Genomic DNA, 17,763 nt, shown 5'->3' on the forward strand with positions numbered 1-17,763 from the left:
GAATTCATCTAAACAAACTCTTGGTATTTAAGACAGTTTATTTAGCTCATTGCTTTTCAACTCAACAAACTCCTGTAAATAACTTTTCAGAAGATCCAGAAAGCCTACTTTATTGTTCTTCACAAGCCAAAGCATATAATGATGGGTATTCACTTTGATGATAGAGGTCTTGGGATTTCCTTCCTCATCCAGTACAGGGTTCTGGGTTTCAACATCCACTACAGGGACCAATATTCTGTTAAAATTTTCATCTCTCAGGCTTGACCATTCTTCTTCCCCAATCAGCCATTCCGGGATCGGAAGGTTGGAAGGTTCAATTTCATTGGTTTCTTTATTCCTTAAAACCTGCTGATAAAAAAGATAGGTTCTTGGAAGCTCTGTGTCTACTACCATTTTATTGATCCGGATAAATCGGTTAAATGATGGAAGCATAGGATGTTCAGTGATCTGGATTTCCCCCAGGTTGAGATCTGTTGTATTGATTGCGTTTAAAAGCTGCTGTACCTGTTCAGGTATTAATAATTTTTCTTTCATTGTTTTAAAATTTTGTTGGTTACATATCAGTGTCTTCAATTCATAGACACTGATTGATGAAAAGGCAGAATTTTCAGGCTCTGCCTTTTTATAATGATTTTATCTCAAAGTTTGATAAAATTTATAGTTTATATAAATCAACGATATTGGCACTTACGCCTGTATTTCCGCCTGTATTCATGTTATACATTCCGAAGGCAACCGGACCTGTAAAGCCTGTTTTGGTATAGGTAATTGTTTTATTATTGAAATTGACAATAATAGTCCAGCTTCCTCCCCTTCTTATAAATGTTACATTAAGGGCATAAGTCGACTCCGCAGTTGTTACCATCTCTGCTGAATTGTCAGGAAACATTTTACACATAGGATACCAATAAGACTGAACCAGCCTTACATTTGCTACAGTTTGGTTTAACAGATCTACTCCATTAGCAGCATTTACTAATCCTACAAAATGGGTCATACTACCATTAGCACTATTAATTATTGCAGTTTTACCAGTAATTTCAACATTCAAGTAAAAATCTTCGTCTGCCCAAATCAGTTGATTCGTCTTTCTGGCTGCGATGAAAGTAGAATCATCGGCAGGTGCTTTTACGTTACTGTCAGAACTGTAGCTTACAGCAGTTCCTGCTTGTGTAATGGCGGGTGATACTGCATTATTGTATACTTTTTGTTCCCAAACAATATTATTCAGTGGGATACGCTGGATCTGGCTTACCACACGAATGGTAAAACTTGTCAGATACCAGGCTACCCCATTCCACAATCTGATTTTATATTCTCCTACCGGAATATTTTTGAAATTGTAGTAGAAGGTCAGATCAATTCCATTGGTATACAACTGAACCTGTGAACCAGGGATGGCCGCAACAACAGTAGCCGTATCAGCAGAAATGCTGTCCTGAGTACATAACTCGACTTTAAAGCTTGTGGAAGGAAGATTTAAGTTGGCTCCTTTCAGATTAATCCAGAACGGACGATCTGTTTTATCCACCACCGGAGGGGATATAACAGCCACACTCATTGTTCCTGTACTCCAGCCTCCATTCATTTTTGTTTTCCATGTGGCTCTCTCAGCATCTGTCATTTGACCGGGCATTTCCATCAGTAGATTTTTACTATCTACAATAGCATTTAAGCCACTGGTATTCTGAACTACAACTTTCTGAAAATTAGCCGTATCAGAATTCTTATTAGGTAATCCGGATAATATATAAGGGTTTCCTAAGGTATTGATCGAAAATGAGGCATTAAGGGTATGACTTCTTGCTGCACTGTTGGACAGATTTGCATTCATCATGTTCTTCCCCAGATCACCTGCAGGAAGTTTGGCAACACTTCCGTTATCATTCATTCCTATGATTTTAGGATAATCCTGCGCATTTCCATCTATCAGAGGAATTTCTAATTTTTTAGCTAATTTCTCTTGTGTCTTGATATTATATTGAGCCTGACTTGCCATTCCTTCTGCTAAAAAATCCGCATTTGAAATACTGACATGATTATCAGCTAATTCCAGGGGAATAGTTCCATCAACAACGGCATGCGTTTTTAAATCTCCGTTTTCATCAACAGCATAATCTGTGTAAGTGGGAGAACCTAATGCAGCTACCTGATAGATCGCATTCGCTTCCCTTTCCCCAATGGGAGGCAATTCATTGACACGTATAATTTTTCCTATAATTGGCATTTTTTTAATTTTTAAGGTTAATAATTATGTTATTTCCAGTCTCCCAAAATCACTTTCTGTCCTTCCAGCGATTCCACTCCAAGAAGATTGTCATTGGGTTCAAAATTGGTTCCGCAGATTTCTCCCAATTCATCATCAAACTTCACTCCCGGCTCACAGTTACAAGGCAAAGCTTTTTCAACTTTCAGTCCAATAGATCCTGCCTGAAGAATGGTAAGGGAAGTAGGAATTTTCTCTCTCCACGGCTCTCCTTCTTTTGTCGCTTTTGGTGAGCGTAATTCATCCACAATGGATAAGAATAAAGGATCATCAATGACAGGAACTTCACCTCCGTTCCAGATTTGTCCTGTAGCAAGGAAATGTCTCACGGCTTCCTCGAATCCTGGTCTTACCGTAACAATAACCCTTGCCATCCCTGACTGCATAAATGCTCTGAACGTAGGATCATTATCATCAAACTGATATAAATCTGCCCATGATTTTCTTTCACCCCAATAATAGGGGTAGAAATAATAACTCATGATTTCCCATTCAAACGCCTGCTCCATAAATTTGATAAATGCAGCATATTGATCCAGTTTTTCATCCACCTTAATGTCTGTATTCTGAAAAGTTTCTGTAGAAGCATTATCATTGGTATAATATCTTTTTTTACCGAAAGTGAGTAATGCATCAGGATTCTGATTCAGCATATAGGAAATACAGTTTCTTCTTAAAATGGTATTTTCAATTTTTCTGTAGAATCCCGGATTAGATCCTTTGATCTGAGCTCCTACAGCTTTTGCATCTGCCAAGGCAGCTTCATACTTGCTCAACTCCACTTTATAGGCTTCAATAATTTTATTGAATGCCTTCTGCAGCCAGCCATTTTTATATTCTTCCTGCAATACACATTTGATATTAACCGTTGCATGGAAATAATGGGCATTTGTTGTCGCAATAGTAATAGGAACCTCCCTTACAAATTTTAAGAATGCATTAGACGAACTATCTCCTCCTACCAATAAACTTACTCCACTTGCCCAGCCATTGTAGCCTGGGAATGAATTATTGCTTTTAACAACATAAGATTCAGTGATATAATGTTCCGGGATCGCAATAAGGTCAGATTTTGAAGAGGCTTGTTTTGATTCAGTGGATGAGTAATCGATGGATTTTCCTACATACACAACTGGTTCCAGTCTTTCATCAACTTCAACATTGTAATAACCCAGCCAATATTTTAGTTTTGTGGAATCTGCCAGAGCACTCCAGTCTTTGATCTGCATCCCGGCAGATTCTCTCGGATCAATAGGCTTTACCAATTGATTTTCAACAACATTACTTACCTTCATTCCTAATGAATGTAATTTGGCAGGTTCCGGAATCATAAACTCAAACATCATTCTCTTTCCATAGTTAAAGATCTGGTTTTTGACTACTTTATCCACCCAGCGATATACCCCTACGACATGGTTGCTGCCTTTGGTGTTATCAAAACCATGTTTGTTGTTTTCCTCATATTCCTCAAGGATTTTATCAATTCGTTCTTCTTTCACCTTGGTAACAATCCTTTCCAGGGCTCTGGCGGTAACATCTTTAGCCTCGGTAACGGCCTGTCTGTTACTTTCTTCTTTGGAACTATGAGTAGCATAGTTAGCAGCGGTATTTAACATATATCTTGGAGAAGCACTTCCTCCCCATGATGCATTAAACCCTGCCTGTGCTGCAAAATCCTTAGATTCCTGAAGGACTTTAGAAATTTCGCTTTGCATCTCATTTCTTTCCGTGGAAGTAGTATCCGTCAATTTTTCTTTTTCAGATTCTGTAGATTTGGTAGTTTGGGATTCACTTCTTTTTAATCTTCGCGAAGATTTTTCTCTATATTCCCTTGCCATAATATTTTCGATGTGTGAAACATCTCCTTCTACATAACAGTAAGTACTTTGTTCTACCTTTCGGTAATCCGCAATACCAATATTTTTCATTCCAAACCCTGATGGGATGAATGGCTGATCATCCTCAGGTGTAGTCGGGGTATCTTTACTTTTCAGACAAACGCTTCCTTCACCTGTCAGATTATAGGTTTTTGTTACCGAATCTATTCCTCCTGCGGTATATATTGTCATAGGAATTTTGCAAGCATATACTTTTCCGTCGTCAAGGGTAAGCTCCGCTTCAAGCTGGCAGCCATTCTTTATAGCATCTGTAATTTGTAATTGAGGCAAAATTCCATCGCTAAACAGGGATAAGTAATCTCCCCCACCGGCAACCTGTAATTGATTTGAGGATTGAACTACATTCCCATTATTATCCAATATTTTGATGGTTCCTGAAGCTGATGAAAATAACGATGTAGTCTCTTTAGGTGTCATACTTAGCAACCATCTGTCCGAATAGTTCTGAAAAGATCTGGTTCTTAACAAAACAGGCAGACAGTTACTTGTTCCTCCATCACCTCCGGTACTTTTATTTTTTAATCTAAATGTTCCTGGTCCTTCAAATCTGTACATTCTGTTTGCCGTCCACAATAACTTCGCTTTCATCGTATAGGCAAGTCCATCATTAAGAGTAACTTCTCCTTCCAATAGTAAAACTTCATTTTTATCTATAATAGCAGCGGGAATTTTTTCCGGAGTATTGAATAAAGATGTTACATTGGGAGCATCAAATGTATAAGCCAGGGTTCCACCTGCTAAAAGTTGATCATCATATGACTTTATATTGTAATTTCCACTTACAATGTGCTTAGGAGCATTGATATCAGTTGTTAGAATCATGGTATGATCCCCCAATCCCATATTACCACTCATTGTTCTTGCAAAAAAAGGAATCTCCTGAGTATTTACAGATTGCGTTACAGGAATAACAACACCTCCTACTGTTGTAGAAACCTGTGGAGTAAGATTTGTATTATTTAATATCGTTTGCTGCAGCTGCTGGCTGTTTTGTTCAATGGTCTGAAAAAGCTCTGTAAAGGTTGAAACATCATTTAATGAGTTTGATGTCCCAAAAATTCGTTGTAAAGATTCGTTATTTTCTTGGCTTAATTTTCTTTGCAGATCATCTGCCTGAATTTCAGGACGAAAGTTAAATGTAAAAGTCTTTACTTCCGGAACCGGAATATATTTTAAACTTGATAGTCCTTCACGATTATCTGCTGCCAGGAAAATTTCCTTCTGATATTCCTGTTCTTTGACAAGAGCATCATATCTGGACTGCTCAGGTCTTACCTCTTCTTGATATTGTTTGTATGCAATATCATAAGCCGCTCCGTATTCTTTTTGATAATTCTTCTCAAGCTGTTCTAAAGTTCTTTTAAGCTCCTCATTTCCTTTTAAGTTTACTGTAGCTTCTGCAAACTTCAAGGCACTATCACTCAAAGGATAACTTTGCATACTCCCCTCTCTTGAAACAGCTGTATTTGAAGAAGCAGTCTTAGCACTAAAAAGCTCCTTAGGAAGAACAACTTTGGCTTTAATAACATCTTCATACTGCGTTTGAGTAGTTCCATCATAATTGGAAAGAATATGATCCAGATGTAAAAATTGCATTAAAGTTTCCTTTGCGTAAAAATCTTTTTGAGTGACCACCTGATAAATAAGATTATCCCAAATGTTAGAGTCAATTTCAACGATAGGTTTTGGAGTTTCTTTATAAGTTTTGATTTTAGCATCAAACTCCTCTTTGGTTGCTTTTGCTTTATTCTTTGCAACCCAAACTGACAATTCATAAAATTGTACACTTTTAGCTTTTAATGATGCTTCTGTTTCTATGGTTAACCCTGTGATCTTTTCACAGACGTTTTTCAAAGATTCCCCAGCTTCTACTCGTGGATCAATTACTCCCCTTTGTCTTAGATAGTTTCTGAAAATAAATCTTTTCTCCCTATTCTTTGGATCAGACAATTCTGCGCTGCGCATCGTCGCAAATCTGAATAAAGTTTGTGAGCTATTATTTTGATTAATTGCTTCCATTTTTTAATTTTGTTTTGGTTTTTATAAAGGTTGAGATCTGAAGCTCTTTTTAGTAGAATGTCTTCAGGTTTTAGCCTTATTTTTTTAGGTGGTTTCCGGCAAAAGATGTCCACCTGGAATTTTTAAGTCAAGTTTCATATTGTGTTTTTTTCTTGAAGCAAATATCACCCCCAGAAGCGACAGAACTTGACGTATAAAAAAAATTTATTTTTCTACTCTAAACCTTTGGAACAAAAACTATTGGTATTCTCAATATTTTAATACATTTGTTTAAAACATACTTCAGATGAATTTCGAGCAGATCCACTTACACCTTGAGGCTTACAAAGAACACAACCAGATTCTGGATGCAGCAAAATATCTGATCCATTCTTTTGAGCTGGAGCATGAAAACTTTGCAGGTTTCGGGTTCAGAGATGAACTTTCTCCCACTTCGATGCTTCTTACAGCAGAAGGAGATCTGGGAGGACCTCAAACCGTAATGATCCCACGAAATTTGTTTGACTTTGACCTGAACCTTGTTCTGAATATGGTTGCCCACGAAATGCTTCATGTAAGACAAAAAGCACCCGGACAAGTTATTGAAGACAAAAATGAAAGGGAATTTCAGGCGTATTATGAAATGCTTTTTCATAAAGTGTTTCCGCAGATCCCGGAAGTTTCGGATTTTCATAAAAAATTCTTTGGAGGAAAAGCATTGGAATACTACAAAAGAATGGGTGAGGGCTCAGTATTGCAGCAAAAATATGCAGAACAGAAAACAGAAGTAGAACATCTAATTAACGAATTACCATGACAGTAAAACCAGACATCACCTGGGCAGATTTTGAAAAAATAGACATCAGATGCGGAACTATAATCTCAGTGAATGATTTTGAAAAAGCAAGAAATCCATCGTACCAGCTCGAAATAGATTTTGGAGACTTGGGAATCAGAAAATCATCAGCCCAAATTACTTCTCTTTATAAAAAAGAAGAACTTGTAGGAAAACAAATTTTAGCGGTTGTCAATTTCCCTAAAAAGCAGATTGCCAATTTCTTCAGCGAATGTCTTGTGTTAGGCTTATATGGAGAGGACAAAAAAGATGTCACTCTTTTAACGCCATCATTACCCACAAAAAACGGAATGCAGGTAGGATAACCCGCCAATAAAACATAAAAAAACCTTAGGAAGTCTTTCACTAAGGTTTTTTTATTTGATACTATTATTTATTGATGGAGGGTTTTTACCCCAAGATTGGTAACCTGACCAAAACTTACTGATACATTGGGTGTATTTTCATCCATATATCCCGTGCTGTTTCCTGCATCGTAAGAAACGGTATAACTTCCTTGCGGAAGTCCTGAAAACATGAAAAATCCATCAGGGTTAGGGATTGCTGTAGAAATCGTATCTGAAGCCATAATGGCGTGAACAACTGCCTGCGCCGCCTGAGGCTGCACATATCCTTTAATCTGTCCGTTGGTAAGTTCAGAGAACGCCCGTATCACCGGTTTTAAAATATATGATCCATTCCCTGTCGTTACAATAGATCTTCCGGCATCAAAATCAATCCACACGGTATATGCTCCGTTTGCTGATAATGTCTGATTCCAGTTGAATTTCAGTCCGCTCTGTTGAGCCGATGGGGTTTGCAGCGGATAAGTTACTCCGTTTACAACCACACTATTATTAGGCCCCAGTACCATTCTCATCTGAGAAACATTTCCCTCAGGGAGCGTAGCCTGGCCTAAAACTACATCTGTTCCATTTTTAAAATTAAGAAGATTATAAACTCCCGGATTTGGAAAGTTTAATGCTGTCCATTCTCCATTGCTGTTAATTTCAATTTTTTGAATATCAATATTAACAGCATTATATGCAGCAGGGCCGTCTGTAAGCCTTACATTCACTGTAGCAGAACCTTTTTCATCGGAATCATTACATGATGCCAAGAATAATAAGCAGATACTGCTTCCTATAATGAATAAATTCTTCATAAGCTTTAAATTTATGTATAATAAAAACGTTTTGGATAATTGGTTTATTATGTCATATATTTCGGTTATAAAAAACAAAAAATGATCCAAAACATTCCTTTAGAAAGAATTTTATTTCTTGATATTGAAACGGTTCCGCAATCCGGCTCCTGGAACGAGTTATCAGAAACAGAACAATATCTGTGGGATAAAAAAACAAAATTTCAGAGAAAAGAAGATGTTACTGCTGAAGAATTTTATGACAGAGCCGGTATTATGGCCGAGTTTGGAAAAATCATCTGTATTACCATTGGAATGGTTGAAAAGAATGAAACGTTAAAAATAAAGAGTTTTTCCGGGCATGATGAAAAGAAAATGCTGCAGGAATTTGGAGAAATCTTCAACAGCCCAAGACTTTATAATGTGATTCTCTGTGCCCACAACGGAAAAGAATTTGATTTTCCGTGGATTGCCAGACGTTATCTCATCAATGGAATGCAGCCGCCGGCACCATTTCAGATGTTTGGGAAAAAGCCCTGGGAAATTCCTCATATAGATACTATGGAACTATGGAAGTTCGGGGATTATAAAAGTTTTGTCTCTCTTGAATTACTGGCTCATGTCTTTGGTATTCCTACTCCGAAGGATGATATTGACGGCTCAATGGTTTCATCAATTTACTACATAGAAAAAGACTTGCAGAGAATTGTTGACTATTGTGAAAAAGATGTCTTAACTTTGGCAAATATTTTCCGACGCATGCGTCAGGAAGATTTGTTGAAAAGGAATATCAATCTAGATTAAAAAATGAAATTTACAGACGATCAAATTGCTGACATTGGTGAGGAAATCATTGGTGTATTAAAAACCGTATATGACCCTGAAATTCCGGTAGATATTTACGAATTAGGGCTGATTTACGATGTCCAGATCTCCGATGATGCAGACGTAAAAATTATCATGACACTTACTACTCCCAACTGTCCTGTGGCAGAAACACTTCCTCAGGAAGTAAAAGATAAAGTGGCTGAAGTAGAGCATGTAAACAGTGTAGATTTAGAGCTTACTTTCGAACCGAGCTGGAATAAGGATATGATGAGCGAAGAGGCGAAGTTTGAGCTGGGAATGCTTTAATCACTCTTAACAAATATAAAACCCCGAAGAAGTATTTTCGGGGTTTTTATTTTTAAATATCTTTTGCGATTTCTTTGCCTTCTCTCCTGCTCCATTCGCTCCATGAACCTACATACAGGTCCGGAACGGGAAATCCTGCATAATCAAGGGCTAAAATTGTATGACACGCAGTAACTCCGGACCCACAATGAATAATCAGATGATCAGGCTTATCTTGTAATAACTTGCTGTATTTTTCTTTTAAGATTTCCGGGCTCAGAAAATTCCCGTTTTCATCAAGGTTTTCAGAAAAAGGAATATTGATCGCCCCCGGAATATGCCCCGCGACCAGATCAATCGGCTCAGATTCTCCTTTATACCGGTAGGCATCTCTTACATCAATAACTGTAGAAGAATCGTTTTCCAATTCATTTTCAACTACTTCCAGACTTGAAACCGGAAGATTCCAATGATCTTTTTTAATTAAAGAAGCTTTCTCAAAGATCTCTTCTCCTGAAGCAAATTCCAAACCTGCTTTTTCCGCTGCCTGCATTCCGCCATCAAGGACCTGAACATTTTCCAATCCGAAGGATCTCAGCATCCACCATGCTCTTGCTGCTGCATTGGAAGCATTTTTGTCATCGTAGACAACAATATGAGCATCTTCTGATATTCCAAGATTTGAGAGAGTTACAGCAAACTTGTCTACCGAAGGAAGAGGATGCCTTCCACCAAAAGCTGCATTTTCTCCAATTTCAGCCAGATCTCTGTCCAGATCAATAAACCTTGCTCCTTTAATGTGCTTGTCAAGGTAGCTTTGTTTTACATCCTTTCCTGTTCTTGCATCAAGAATAACAAGACTTTCTGTCGGAATATTTTTAAATTCGGTTGCTGAGATGATTGGAGACATTTTGTTGATTTTGATTAAAATTAATATGTTTTGGCTAAAACCTGTTGTATTTTAATATAGTGAAGCGGGCTAAAGCCCGCTCCTATTGATATTCTATTCTTCATGATATTAAAAATGAAAGATATCCTTCGCCTTGTTATAAGAACTTTCAAAGTTCAGAAGGTTCAGCTTATGTTCTGCTTTTTCAACGCTCATAAAGTTGATTACCTGTTCTGTAGGCATATTTCCTACAAGATCATCCTTAGCCATTGGACAGCCTCCGATTCCTTTGATGGCACTGTCAAATCTTCGGCAGCCTTGATCGTAAGCGGCTTTTAATTTCGAGTACGAATCTTCATAGCGGTTATGAAAATGACCTCCGAAGTTGATATCCGGATATTTTGAAGGTATTTTTTCAAACAAAAGGGCAATGGTTTCAGGAGTGGCCACTCCGGTAGTATCTGATAATAAGATATCTTTTACTCCGATATCTGAGAATTTTTGTGCCCACTGGTCAACATCTTCCCATTTCCACATTTCACCGTACGGATTTCCAAAAGCCATAGAGAAATAGATATTAAGCTGTTTCCCTTCACTTTTTACCAGTTCAAGCATTTTAATGATTTCATTAAAAGCTTCCTCCTGGCTTTTATTGGTATTTCTGTGCTGAAACGTTTCAGAAATAGAGAACGGAAAGCCCAGAATATCTACAGACTCATGTTTCAATGCTTTTTCGGCACCTCTGTAATTACCTATAATGGCAGAAACTTTAGTCTTTGACCGTGATTTGTCAATATTTTTTGCCACCTCATCAGAGTCAGCCATCTGCGGAATTGCTTTTGGAGAAACAAAACTCAGACAATCCAATACATCAAAACCAACATCCATCAAGGAGTTGATATAATCTATTTTTTTATCGGTAGGGATAAATTCTCCCCATCCCTGCATAGCATCTCTAGGACATTCGGTAAGAAACATTTTTACTTTTTGATTTTCTCAAATATAATAAAACTAAACTACTTGGTATACTGTACATACAAAGCTAACACTATTTTGATTTTCAAATATTTATATCTGATTCATAATTTCAATAACTGATATTAAATCGCAAATAATGTATTCTCAGCACCAAATTTGCTAACTTTGTTAAAATTTATGATATCTGATGAGTACAATAGAATTCAACCCTTTGTGGAAAGAAAAATTACTGAACCGTTTTCTTAGCTATGTAAAAATATATTCTACCAGTGATGCAGAAAGTGAAACAACACCTTCTACTGAACGTCAGTGGGATATTGCCAACTATATTACTGAAGAACTGAAGACCATCGGCCTGGAAGATGTTTCTATAGACAGCAACGGTTATATCATGGGATATGTTCCTTCTAACCTTGAAAATGATGACAGACCTACCATAGGGTTTATTTCCCATTATGATACTTCACCGGACTTCAGCGGAGAAAATGTAAGACCCCAGGTATGGGAAAACTATGATGGAAATGATCTTCTTTTGAACCAGGCAACAGGATTCACATTGTCTCCATCAAGATTTGAAAGCTTGAAAAAATATGTTGGTCAGACATTAATTACTACTGACGGAAACACGCTTCTTGGTGCTGATGATAAAGCCGGCTGTGCAGAGATTGTAACAGCAGCTGAATATCTTATCGCACATCCTGAAATCAAACATGGAAGAATTGCTATAGGATTTACTCCGGATGAAGAGATTGGAAGAGGAGCGCATAAATTTGATGTTGCTAAATTTGGTGCAGAATGGGCTTATACAATGGATGGCGGAGAAGTTGGAGAACTTGAATATGAAAACTTTAACGCTGCCGGAGCTGTGGTGAAAATCCACGGATTAAGTGTTCACCCCGGTTATGCTTACGGAAAAATGATCAATGCTGCTCTTTTAGCTGCTGAATTTGCTCAAATGCTTCCCGCGAACGAAACACCTGCAACGACAAAAGGTTTTGACGGATTCTACCATTTAATGGACATTACAGCGGATATTTCTGAAGCTAAACTTCAATATATCATCAGAGATCATGATGCAGATAAATTTGAAGCCAGAAAGAAATTCATGGAAGAAAAAGTAGCTGAGTTCAACCAAAAACATGGGGAAGGAACTGCTGAAGTAGAGATTAAAGAGCAGTACAGAAACATGAAGCAGCAGTTTGAAGGTAAAATGCATATTGTAGACCTTGCTGCAAAAGCAATGACTGAAGCAGGCATTGAGCCTAAAATCAAGGCAATCAGAGGAGGTACAGACGGCGCTCAGCTTTCCTATATGGGACTTCCCTGCCCGAATATCTTCGCGGGAGGAATCAACTTCCACGGACCATATGAGTATGTAGCTTTGGAAAGCATGGAAAAAGCAACTGAAGTCATTATTAACATTGTAAAAGCATAACAAATCATGAAAAAGGTCTTAGCATCAGCATTCATTTTCACTTTTATTTTCAGCAGTGCCCAGATTTCTGAATTTCAGAGGGCAGACTCACGCTATGAAAGAAAGAAAACGGCTCTGTATAATAAATATCCTAAGCCTAATGATTTAAGAACCAAGAAAGAATGGCTTTTGACAGAGGATAAAATAACAGCTTACAAGACTGCTTTGGATAAAGCTTCTCTTGAGGATCAGAAAATGATCTCGGCAGATCCTCCTACGAAAACAAAAGTGAGTAAGGAAGCAGAATACGATAAAGGGAAAGCTGGTTTTCAAAAACTTTTATATGAAGCTGTAGATCTTGACTTTTTGAACTTTTCTTCGGAAACCTACAAAGCAACAATAAGTTTTGTTGTAGATTCCAAAGGGAACGCCCTCAATCCCAATGTAAAAGGAAATAATGAAGATGTAAACGCATTCATCGAAGCCGCTTTTTACCGGATTAAAGATAAAGGCAAGTGGAAACCGGCAGAAGACAAAGGGAAACCCGTCTCTTCAAATGTTTCTGTTCCCTTAACAATGTCCTTTAAAAAATAATATACAGAACCCGCTATGATGATAGCGGGTTTTTATTTTTCATATAATAAAAACATAATTAAAGATCATTATGTTGTTGATATTAATTTAACACAATTCTTTTGTAAGTTTTAAATAATTCACCTAATTTTGATTAAACCTTAAAATCACTTTATATGAAAATGAAATCCAACCCTTTCAAAATCAACAGAAATTTTTATTTCTCTTTCCTTGTATCTATTTTCTGTTTGTTTATTTTAACGTCTTGTTCTCAGGATGATCCTGCCGATCTGCCTGCTGAAAAACCTGCAGAGCCTGCCCAAATGAAAACGTTGGGAAATCTGACTTTACAGAAGAATGTTATTATTCTGAATGATGAATCAGTGAATGCAATTTCTGCTCATAATAACGGAGAAATTACATTTAGCCGTACAACTCCACAAACAGATAGCATTTCCGTAGGAACTGTTATTGTTGGGACTAAGATAGAAGGTGATCAGGTGAATACCATTCTTTCAAAAGTAAATTCTGTTTCAAAACTGAATAACCAATTCACAGTACAGACTTCCAGTGCAAAGCTTGAAGAATTTATCTACAGCGGAACCTTGAGCGGCGTATATGATCCGTCAGGGAAAGCTCCCGTTAATATTGATGGAAGAATGGTTAATTATATTCCAGTAGAAGGAATGGTTTCTGAGCAGATCAATCAAAGAATACTTTCTATTGAAGCTAAAAACCTTCAAAATCAGAAATTAATTACGTTTAACCGTTATAATTTTAATAAAACCTTTTCGTTTCCTTTGACTTCAGCAGGAACATCCAGTGTTAACGTACAAGGAGGTTTTACTCCTAAAATTGATTATAATATCACCTTCTCATGGGGACATTTGTCCAACTTCTATGTTAACCTCATCATGGATGATATTAAACTTAAAAGTTCTGTAAGTATCACAGGAAGCCTGGGCTACACAGCAAGTACAACAGACTACCTGAATATTCCTATTGTTCCTATCGTTTTAGGACCTACAGGATTGATCTTAAGCCCTACTCTTTCTGCAGGTCCTTTCCTGGGAGTACAGGCTGCAGGAAAAGTCCAGGCCCAGCTTTTGGATCTTGAAGGAAATGCCAACTTTTTAGTAAGCAAAAATCCAGAGATTAACATTAATCTTCAAAAGAAATCAGAACCTGTTATCACCGTTGCGGAGGGGAATTTATCTGCCGAAGGAGGTTTAGAAGCAAAAGGAGCTGTAGGATTAATGTTCCTTACCATTCCTATTGCTAATTCAGGTGTAAAAGGAAGAGCTTCTGCCCTTTCATCTTTAGGATTAACACTTGTTCCTCAAAGAAAAGGCGTGATTTCTGTAAAAGGAAAAATTCAGGCTGATATGTTCTATGGTTTTGGAATTGCTCCTTTACGATATGAAGGAACTATTCCTCTTTTCAAAAAAGAACGTATGCTGTATCAGAAGGAATTCAGTTTTTAAGACATCTTTACTATGCAACATAAGAAAGCCACTTTTACAGTGGCTTTTCTTTATTAAAGTTCCACATAAAATTCATTTACAACACATTAAGTCAATTTTATTATATTTACAATCAACTACAATTGTAAACAATAACATTAAAACCAATTATCATGAAAACAATGAAAAAACTTTTGAGAAAAGATTTATCTGCCATTCTGGGCAGCGGAGGAAATGAGTGCCATATGGGTGGAGATTCCTATAACTGCCAGAGTGACTGTGAGTGTGCATGGGGAAAAGCCTGTGAAATGTATGAAGACGGAACCCCGGGGCAGTGCATCGCTGTTGGCGGTGGTGGAAATCCAGGTGGTGGAGGCACTGGCGGATGCATTCCTCCTTCTATTTGTGAAGAACAGCCTTATTAAATAAAAAAACCGGAAGTAGTATTACTTCCGGTTTTATATTATTATCATTTATATTCAAAATGATACCTCTTCTGTGGAATTTTGTCATTTATCTATGCAAAAATCTCAAAAAACACTCTTTATAGTCCAAAAAAATTCGCCAGTACTTCTTTTATTTTTAAATCTAACAGTCTAAAAATCAAAATATTTTTAACAAAAAAAATCCTTTATAAGTGAATTTACATCAAATTTGAATTTACTTTAATTTTCTCTCGATTCTAATCTTTTACCTTATTATTTTTAGCAAAAAAATTACACAAATGAGAGTATTAACATCTATTTTTTCATTAATTACATTATTTTTCACGGCCAATCTTATTTTGGCTTCAGGACCGGGCATTACCTGTAACGGAAACACTTACAAAATTCCTCTTGCAGGAAATGCCTTTATAACCCGCCCGGCAAGTAATGGAACGGAGGAGATTACCGATTACGGACTGACAAACTGGACAAGTTCTCAAGCGGTAGTGAGCACCTATTTTAAGGTAAGCAACAGTGGATTGTTAAACATTAAAGTAATCGCAAAGGTATTCTTTGATAAAAGCAGCACCATTAAGGTTACCGTTAATGGAGTTTCACACAAAATCTTTATGAAGGGAACCTCTTTTAATACTTATTCTGCAGGAGGCTTTTATGTACCCGCAGGATATGTAAAAGTAGATCTTCAGGGTGTGAGCAAAAACGGACTCTATTTCGGGCGCGTATCTGATCTGCTGATTGACGGACCTGCAGCATCAGGAAATACTGTTTTCTCTAATAATCCGGATTACTATTATTGGGCAAGAAGAGGCCCTTCATGCCACTTGGGCTATGTTATTCCCACTTCTGAGAATGTTTCTTACTACTACAATGAAGTAACGGTGCCTGTTGGCCAGGATAAGGTGGGATCTTATTTTATGGTGAACGGTTTTGGAGAAGGATATTTTGGAATGCAGGTAAATACTGCCCAGGAAAGGCGTATCTTATTTTCAGTATGGAGTCCATTCGAAACAGACAACCCTGATTCAATTCCTGATGATAAAAAGATAAAATTAAACTGTAAAGGGGAGAATGTTACCATTGGAGAATTCGGTAATGAAGGCTCAGGAGGGCAAAGCTATCTGAAATTTCCATGGAAAGCGGGCCTTACCTATAAATTTCTGCTGAAGGCAAATCCGGATGGAGCAGGCAGTACAGATTACACAGCCTGGTTTTTTGACCCGACAGCCGGAAGCTGGAAACTTATCGCAAGCTGGAAAAGACCTTATACCAATACTTACTTAAAAGGATTTTACAGTTTTGTAGAAAATTTTGAGCCTGAAAATGGTTATCTGGGCAGAAGGGCTGAATTCAGCAACCAGTGGATAAGAACCGCACAGGGACAATGGATGCCGGTTTCAAAAGCGAATTTTACTGTGGATGCTACTTACTCCGCCAATCAGAGGGTGGATGCTTCCGGAGGAACTGTGAATAATAAATTTTTCTTAAGAAACGGAGGATTTACCAATGAATATACTCCGGTAAATACGTTGCTGAGCGTTACTGCACCTGCTCAGGCTCCAAATATTAATCTATCAGCTTTGCCGTACTGCAATAATACCGGCACCATACAACAGCGTTCTGCAGCGGCTCCTGAGAATACAGATCCTATCAGATTGTTCCCGAATCCTGCTCATAGCTTCATTCAGGTAAAAGGACTGGAAGGTAAGCAGGCATCGTACAGCATCATGAATGTGCAGGGCAAAATAATTAATACCGGACATACAAACGGAGAGGAAATATCAATCTCACCATTGCCGGATGGTATATACATACTCAATATATATGATGGTACTACCATCAGAAAAAGTTTAAAGTTTATTAAAAATTAAATGGAAAGCGCCCAGCCTTTCCAATCAGAAACAAACACAGATATCACGTATTTAACCACGTAAACACCTTGTAAGAAAGGCTGCGTTATTAAATAATAAAAACCGGGAGTATGACAACTTCCGGTTTTATTTTTCACCTAAAAACAGATCTTTGTCAAAGCATCTCTGCCATTCATCAAATAAAATTTAATTCCATTCGTCATAGTTGTTGTTTTGCATCAGATTTTTAACAATAATAAAATTATGAAGCAGCAATTTTTTGCTTTAAGTGCATTGCTATTATGCATTTTTTGCAGTTTGGAAACTAAAGCACAGCAGACTCCGGCTTTTCACATTGGGGTAAAGGGAGGGGCAAACTTTACAAAAACCTCCACGGAATCATCTTTAGAGGGGAAATACGGATTCGGTTATCAGGCAGGTGTAATGGCAAGAATGGATATCGGAAAACTGTATTTGCAGGGAGAAGCTCTGTTCAACAAAAGAAAAACATCATACCAATCCCAAGACGGAAGCTCTTCAAAACTTTCATGGAACGCTATTGATATTCCAGTGGTAGTAGGATATAAACTGATTAAAGCAGATGACTTTAATGTAAGGGTATTTGCCGGAGGTGTTTACAGCTACGCTTTCAATAATAAAGTGTCTGCGCCTCAGGCCCTTCAGGAGGGATTTAAAAAGTTTGACAAATCCAATATTGGCATTACGGGAGGTGTAGGATTAGATTATAAGAACTTCACGGTAGATTTGAGATATGAAACTGGCCTTACCAGCATCAGTAAAGAATTTAAGTCCAAACCCCACAGTTTCTCCCTTGGGATAGGTTATTTCCTGTTCTAAAAAACTTAAATTATCTTTACCATTAGAAACTGTTTTCCCTG

At 37.5% G+C, this 17,763-nt stretch carries 16 protein-coding genes; 10 read left to right on the forward strand and 6 right to left on the reverse strand.

What is annotated here, in order from left to right:
- Positions 1-27 precede the first annotated feature (27 nt).
- The 3 genes from LIV57_RS02300 to LIV57_RS02310 form a co-directional block, all read right to left on the reverse strand.
- Positions 28-534 (reverse strand): hypothetical protein, encoded by a 507-nt coding sequence (locus tag LIV57_RS02300; protein WP_227941248.1) that lies wholly within the window; start codon positions 532-534, stop codon positions 28-30.
- A 121-nt stretch (positions 535-655) separates the two neighbouring features.
- Positions 656-2,227 (reverse strand): hypothetical protein, encoded by a 1,572-nt coding sequence (locus LIV57_RS02305; protein ID WP_227941249.1) that lies wholly within the window; start codon positions 2,225-2,227, stop codon positions 656-658.
- Positions 2,228-2,256: 29 nt separating this feature from the next.
- On the reverse strand, positions 2,257-6,183 hold the full coding sequence (locus tag LIV57_RS02310; RefSeq protein ID WP_227941250.1) for a hypothetical protein: 3,927 nt from the start codon (positions 6,181-6,183) through the stop codon (positions 2,257-2,259).
- 286 nt (positions 6,184-6,469) lie between these two features.
- Between LIV57_RS02310 and LIV57_RS02315 the strand changes: the two genes are divergently transcribed.
- Both LIV57_RS02315 and LIV57_RS02320 read left to right on the forward strand, forming a co-directional pair.
- Positions 6,470-6,979, forward strand: coding sequence for a hypothetical protein (locus LIV57_RS02315; RefSeq protein WP_227941251.1), 510 nt, complete (start codon positions 6,470-6,472; stop codon positions 6,977-6,979).
- Positions 6,976-7,323, forward strand: coding sequence for a tRNA-binding protein (locus tag LIV57_RS02320; RefSeq protein WP_227941252.1), 348 nt, complete (start codon positions 6,976-6,978; stop codon positions 7,321-7,323). Before LIV57_RS02315 ends, LIV57_RS02320 begins: the two co-directional genes overlap by 4 nt.
- 68 nt (positions 7,324-7,391) lie before the next feature.
- Here LIV57_RS02320 and LIV57_RS02325 read toward each other — a convergent pair whose 3' ends face one another.
- Complete coding sequence (locus LIV57_RS02325) at positions 7,392-8,162, reverse strand: DUF4382 domain-containing protein (RefSeq protein ID WP_227941253.1); 771 nt, start codon at positions 8,160-8,162, stop codon at positions 7,392-7,394.
- Between the two features lie 81 nt (positions 8,163-8,243).
- Between LIV57_RS02325 and LIV57_RS02330 the strand changes: the two genes are divergently transcribed.
- Positions 8,244-8,945: a 3'-5' exonuclease gene (locus tag LIV57_RS02330; protein ID WP_227941254.1), complete on the forward strand. Its 702-nt coding sequence runs from the start codon at positions 8,244-8,246 to the stop codon at positions 8,943-8,945.
- Positions 8,946-8,948: 3 nt separating this feature from the next.
- The gene (locus LIV57_RS02335; protein ID WP_047422116.1) at positions 8,949-9,275 is read left to right on the forward strand and encodes an SUF system Fe-S cluster assembly protein; all 327 of its coding nucleotides are present in this window, start codon (positions 8,949-8,951) and stop codon (positions 9,273-9,275) included.
- 52 nt (positions 9,276-9,327) lie between these two features.
- Here the strand turns inward: LIV57_RS02335 and LIV57_RS02340 are convergent, their stop codons facing one another.
- Together LIV57_RS02340 and LIV57_RS02345 are read right to left on the reverse strand one after the other, a co-directional pair.
- Entirely contained in the window at positions 9,328-10,164 is an 837-nt protein-coding gene (locus LIV57_RS02340) for a sulfurtransferase (protein ID WP_227941255.1), read from the reverse strand.
- A gap of 108 nt (positions 10,165-10,272) precedes the next feature.
- Positions 10,273-11,121 carry a hydroxymethylglutaryl-CoA lyase gene (locus LIV57_RS02345; RefSeq protein ID WP_227941256.1) on the reverse strand — a complete coding sequence of 283 codons (849 nt, stop codon included), beginning with the start codon at positions 11,119-11,121 and terminating at the stop codon, positions 10,273-10,275.
- A 187-nt stretch (positions 11,122-11,308) separates the two neighbouring features.
- Between LIV57_RS02345 and pepT the strand changes: the two genes are divergently transcribed.
- The 6 genes from pepT (at position 11,309) to LIV57_RS02375 (ending at position 17,722) form a co-directional block, all read left to right on the forward strand.
- Positions 11,309-12,556 (forward strand): peptidase T, encoded by a 1,248-nt coding sequence (gene pepT, locus LIV57_RS02350; protein ID WP_227941257.1) that lies wholly within the window; start codon positions 11,309-11,311, stop codon positions 12,554-12,556.
- A gap of 6 nt (positions 12,557-12,562) precedes the next feature.
- Positions 12,563-13,129, forward strand: coding sequence for an energy transducer TonB (locus LIV57_RS02355; protein ID WP_227941258.1), 567 nt, complete (start codon positions 12,563-12,565; stop codon positions 13,127-13,129).
- A gap of 155 nt (positions 13,130-13,284) precedes the next feature.
- Positions 13,285-14,592 carry a hypothetical protein gene (locus LIV57_RS02360; protein ID WP_227941259.1) on the forward strand — a complete coding sequence of 436 codons (1,308 nt, stop codon included), beginning with the start codon at positions 13,285-13,287 and terminating at the stop codon, positions 14,590-14,592.
- 152 nt (positions 14,593-14,744) lie between these two features.
- Positions 14,745-14,996, forward strand: coding sequence for a hypothetical protein (locus LIV57_RS02365; RefSeq protein WP_041461961.1), 252 nt, complete (start codon positions 14,745-14,747; stop codon positions 14,994-14,996).
- 299 nt (positions 14,997-15,295) lie between these two features.
- Positions 15,296-16,885: a DUF3472 domain-containing protein gene (locus LIV57_RS02370; RefSeq protein ID WP_227941260.1), complete on the forward strand. Its 1,590-nt coding sequence runs from the start codon at positions 15,296-15,298 to the stop codon at positions 16,883-16,885.
- Positions 16,886-17,128: 243 nt separating this feature from the next.
- Positions 17,129-17,722, forward strand: coding sequence for a porin family protein (locus LIV57_RS02375; RefSeq protein ID WP_227941261.1), 594 nt, complete (start codon positions 17,129-17,131; stop codon positions 17,720-17,722).
- Positions 17,723-17,763 lie beyond the last annotated feature (41 nt).

This window comes from Chryseobacterium sp. X308 (genome assembly GCF_020733145.1).
Lineage (GTDB): Bacteria > Bacteroidota > Bacteroidia > Flavobacteriales > Weeksellaceae > Chryseobacterium > Chryseobacterium cupriresistens.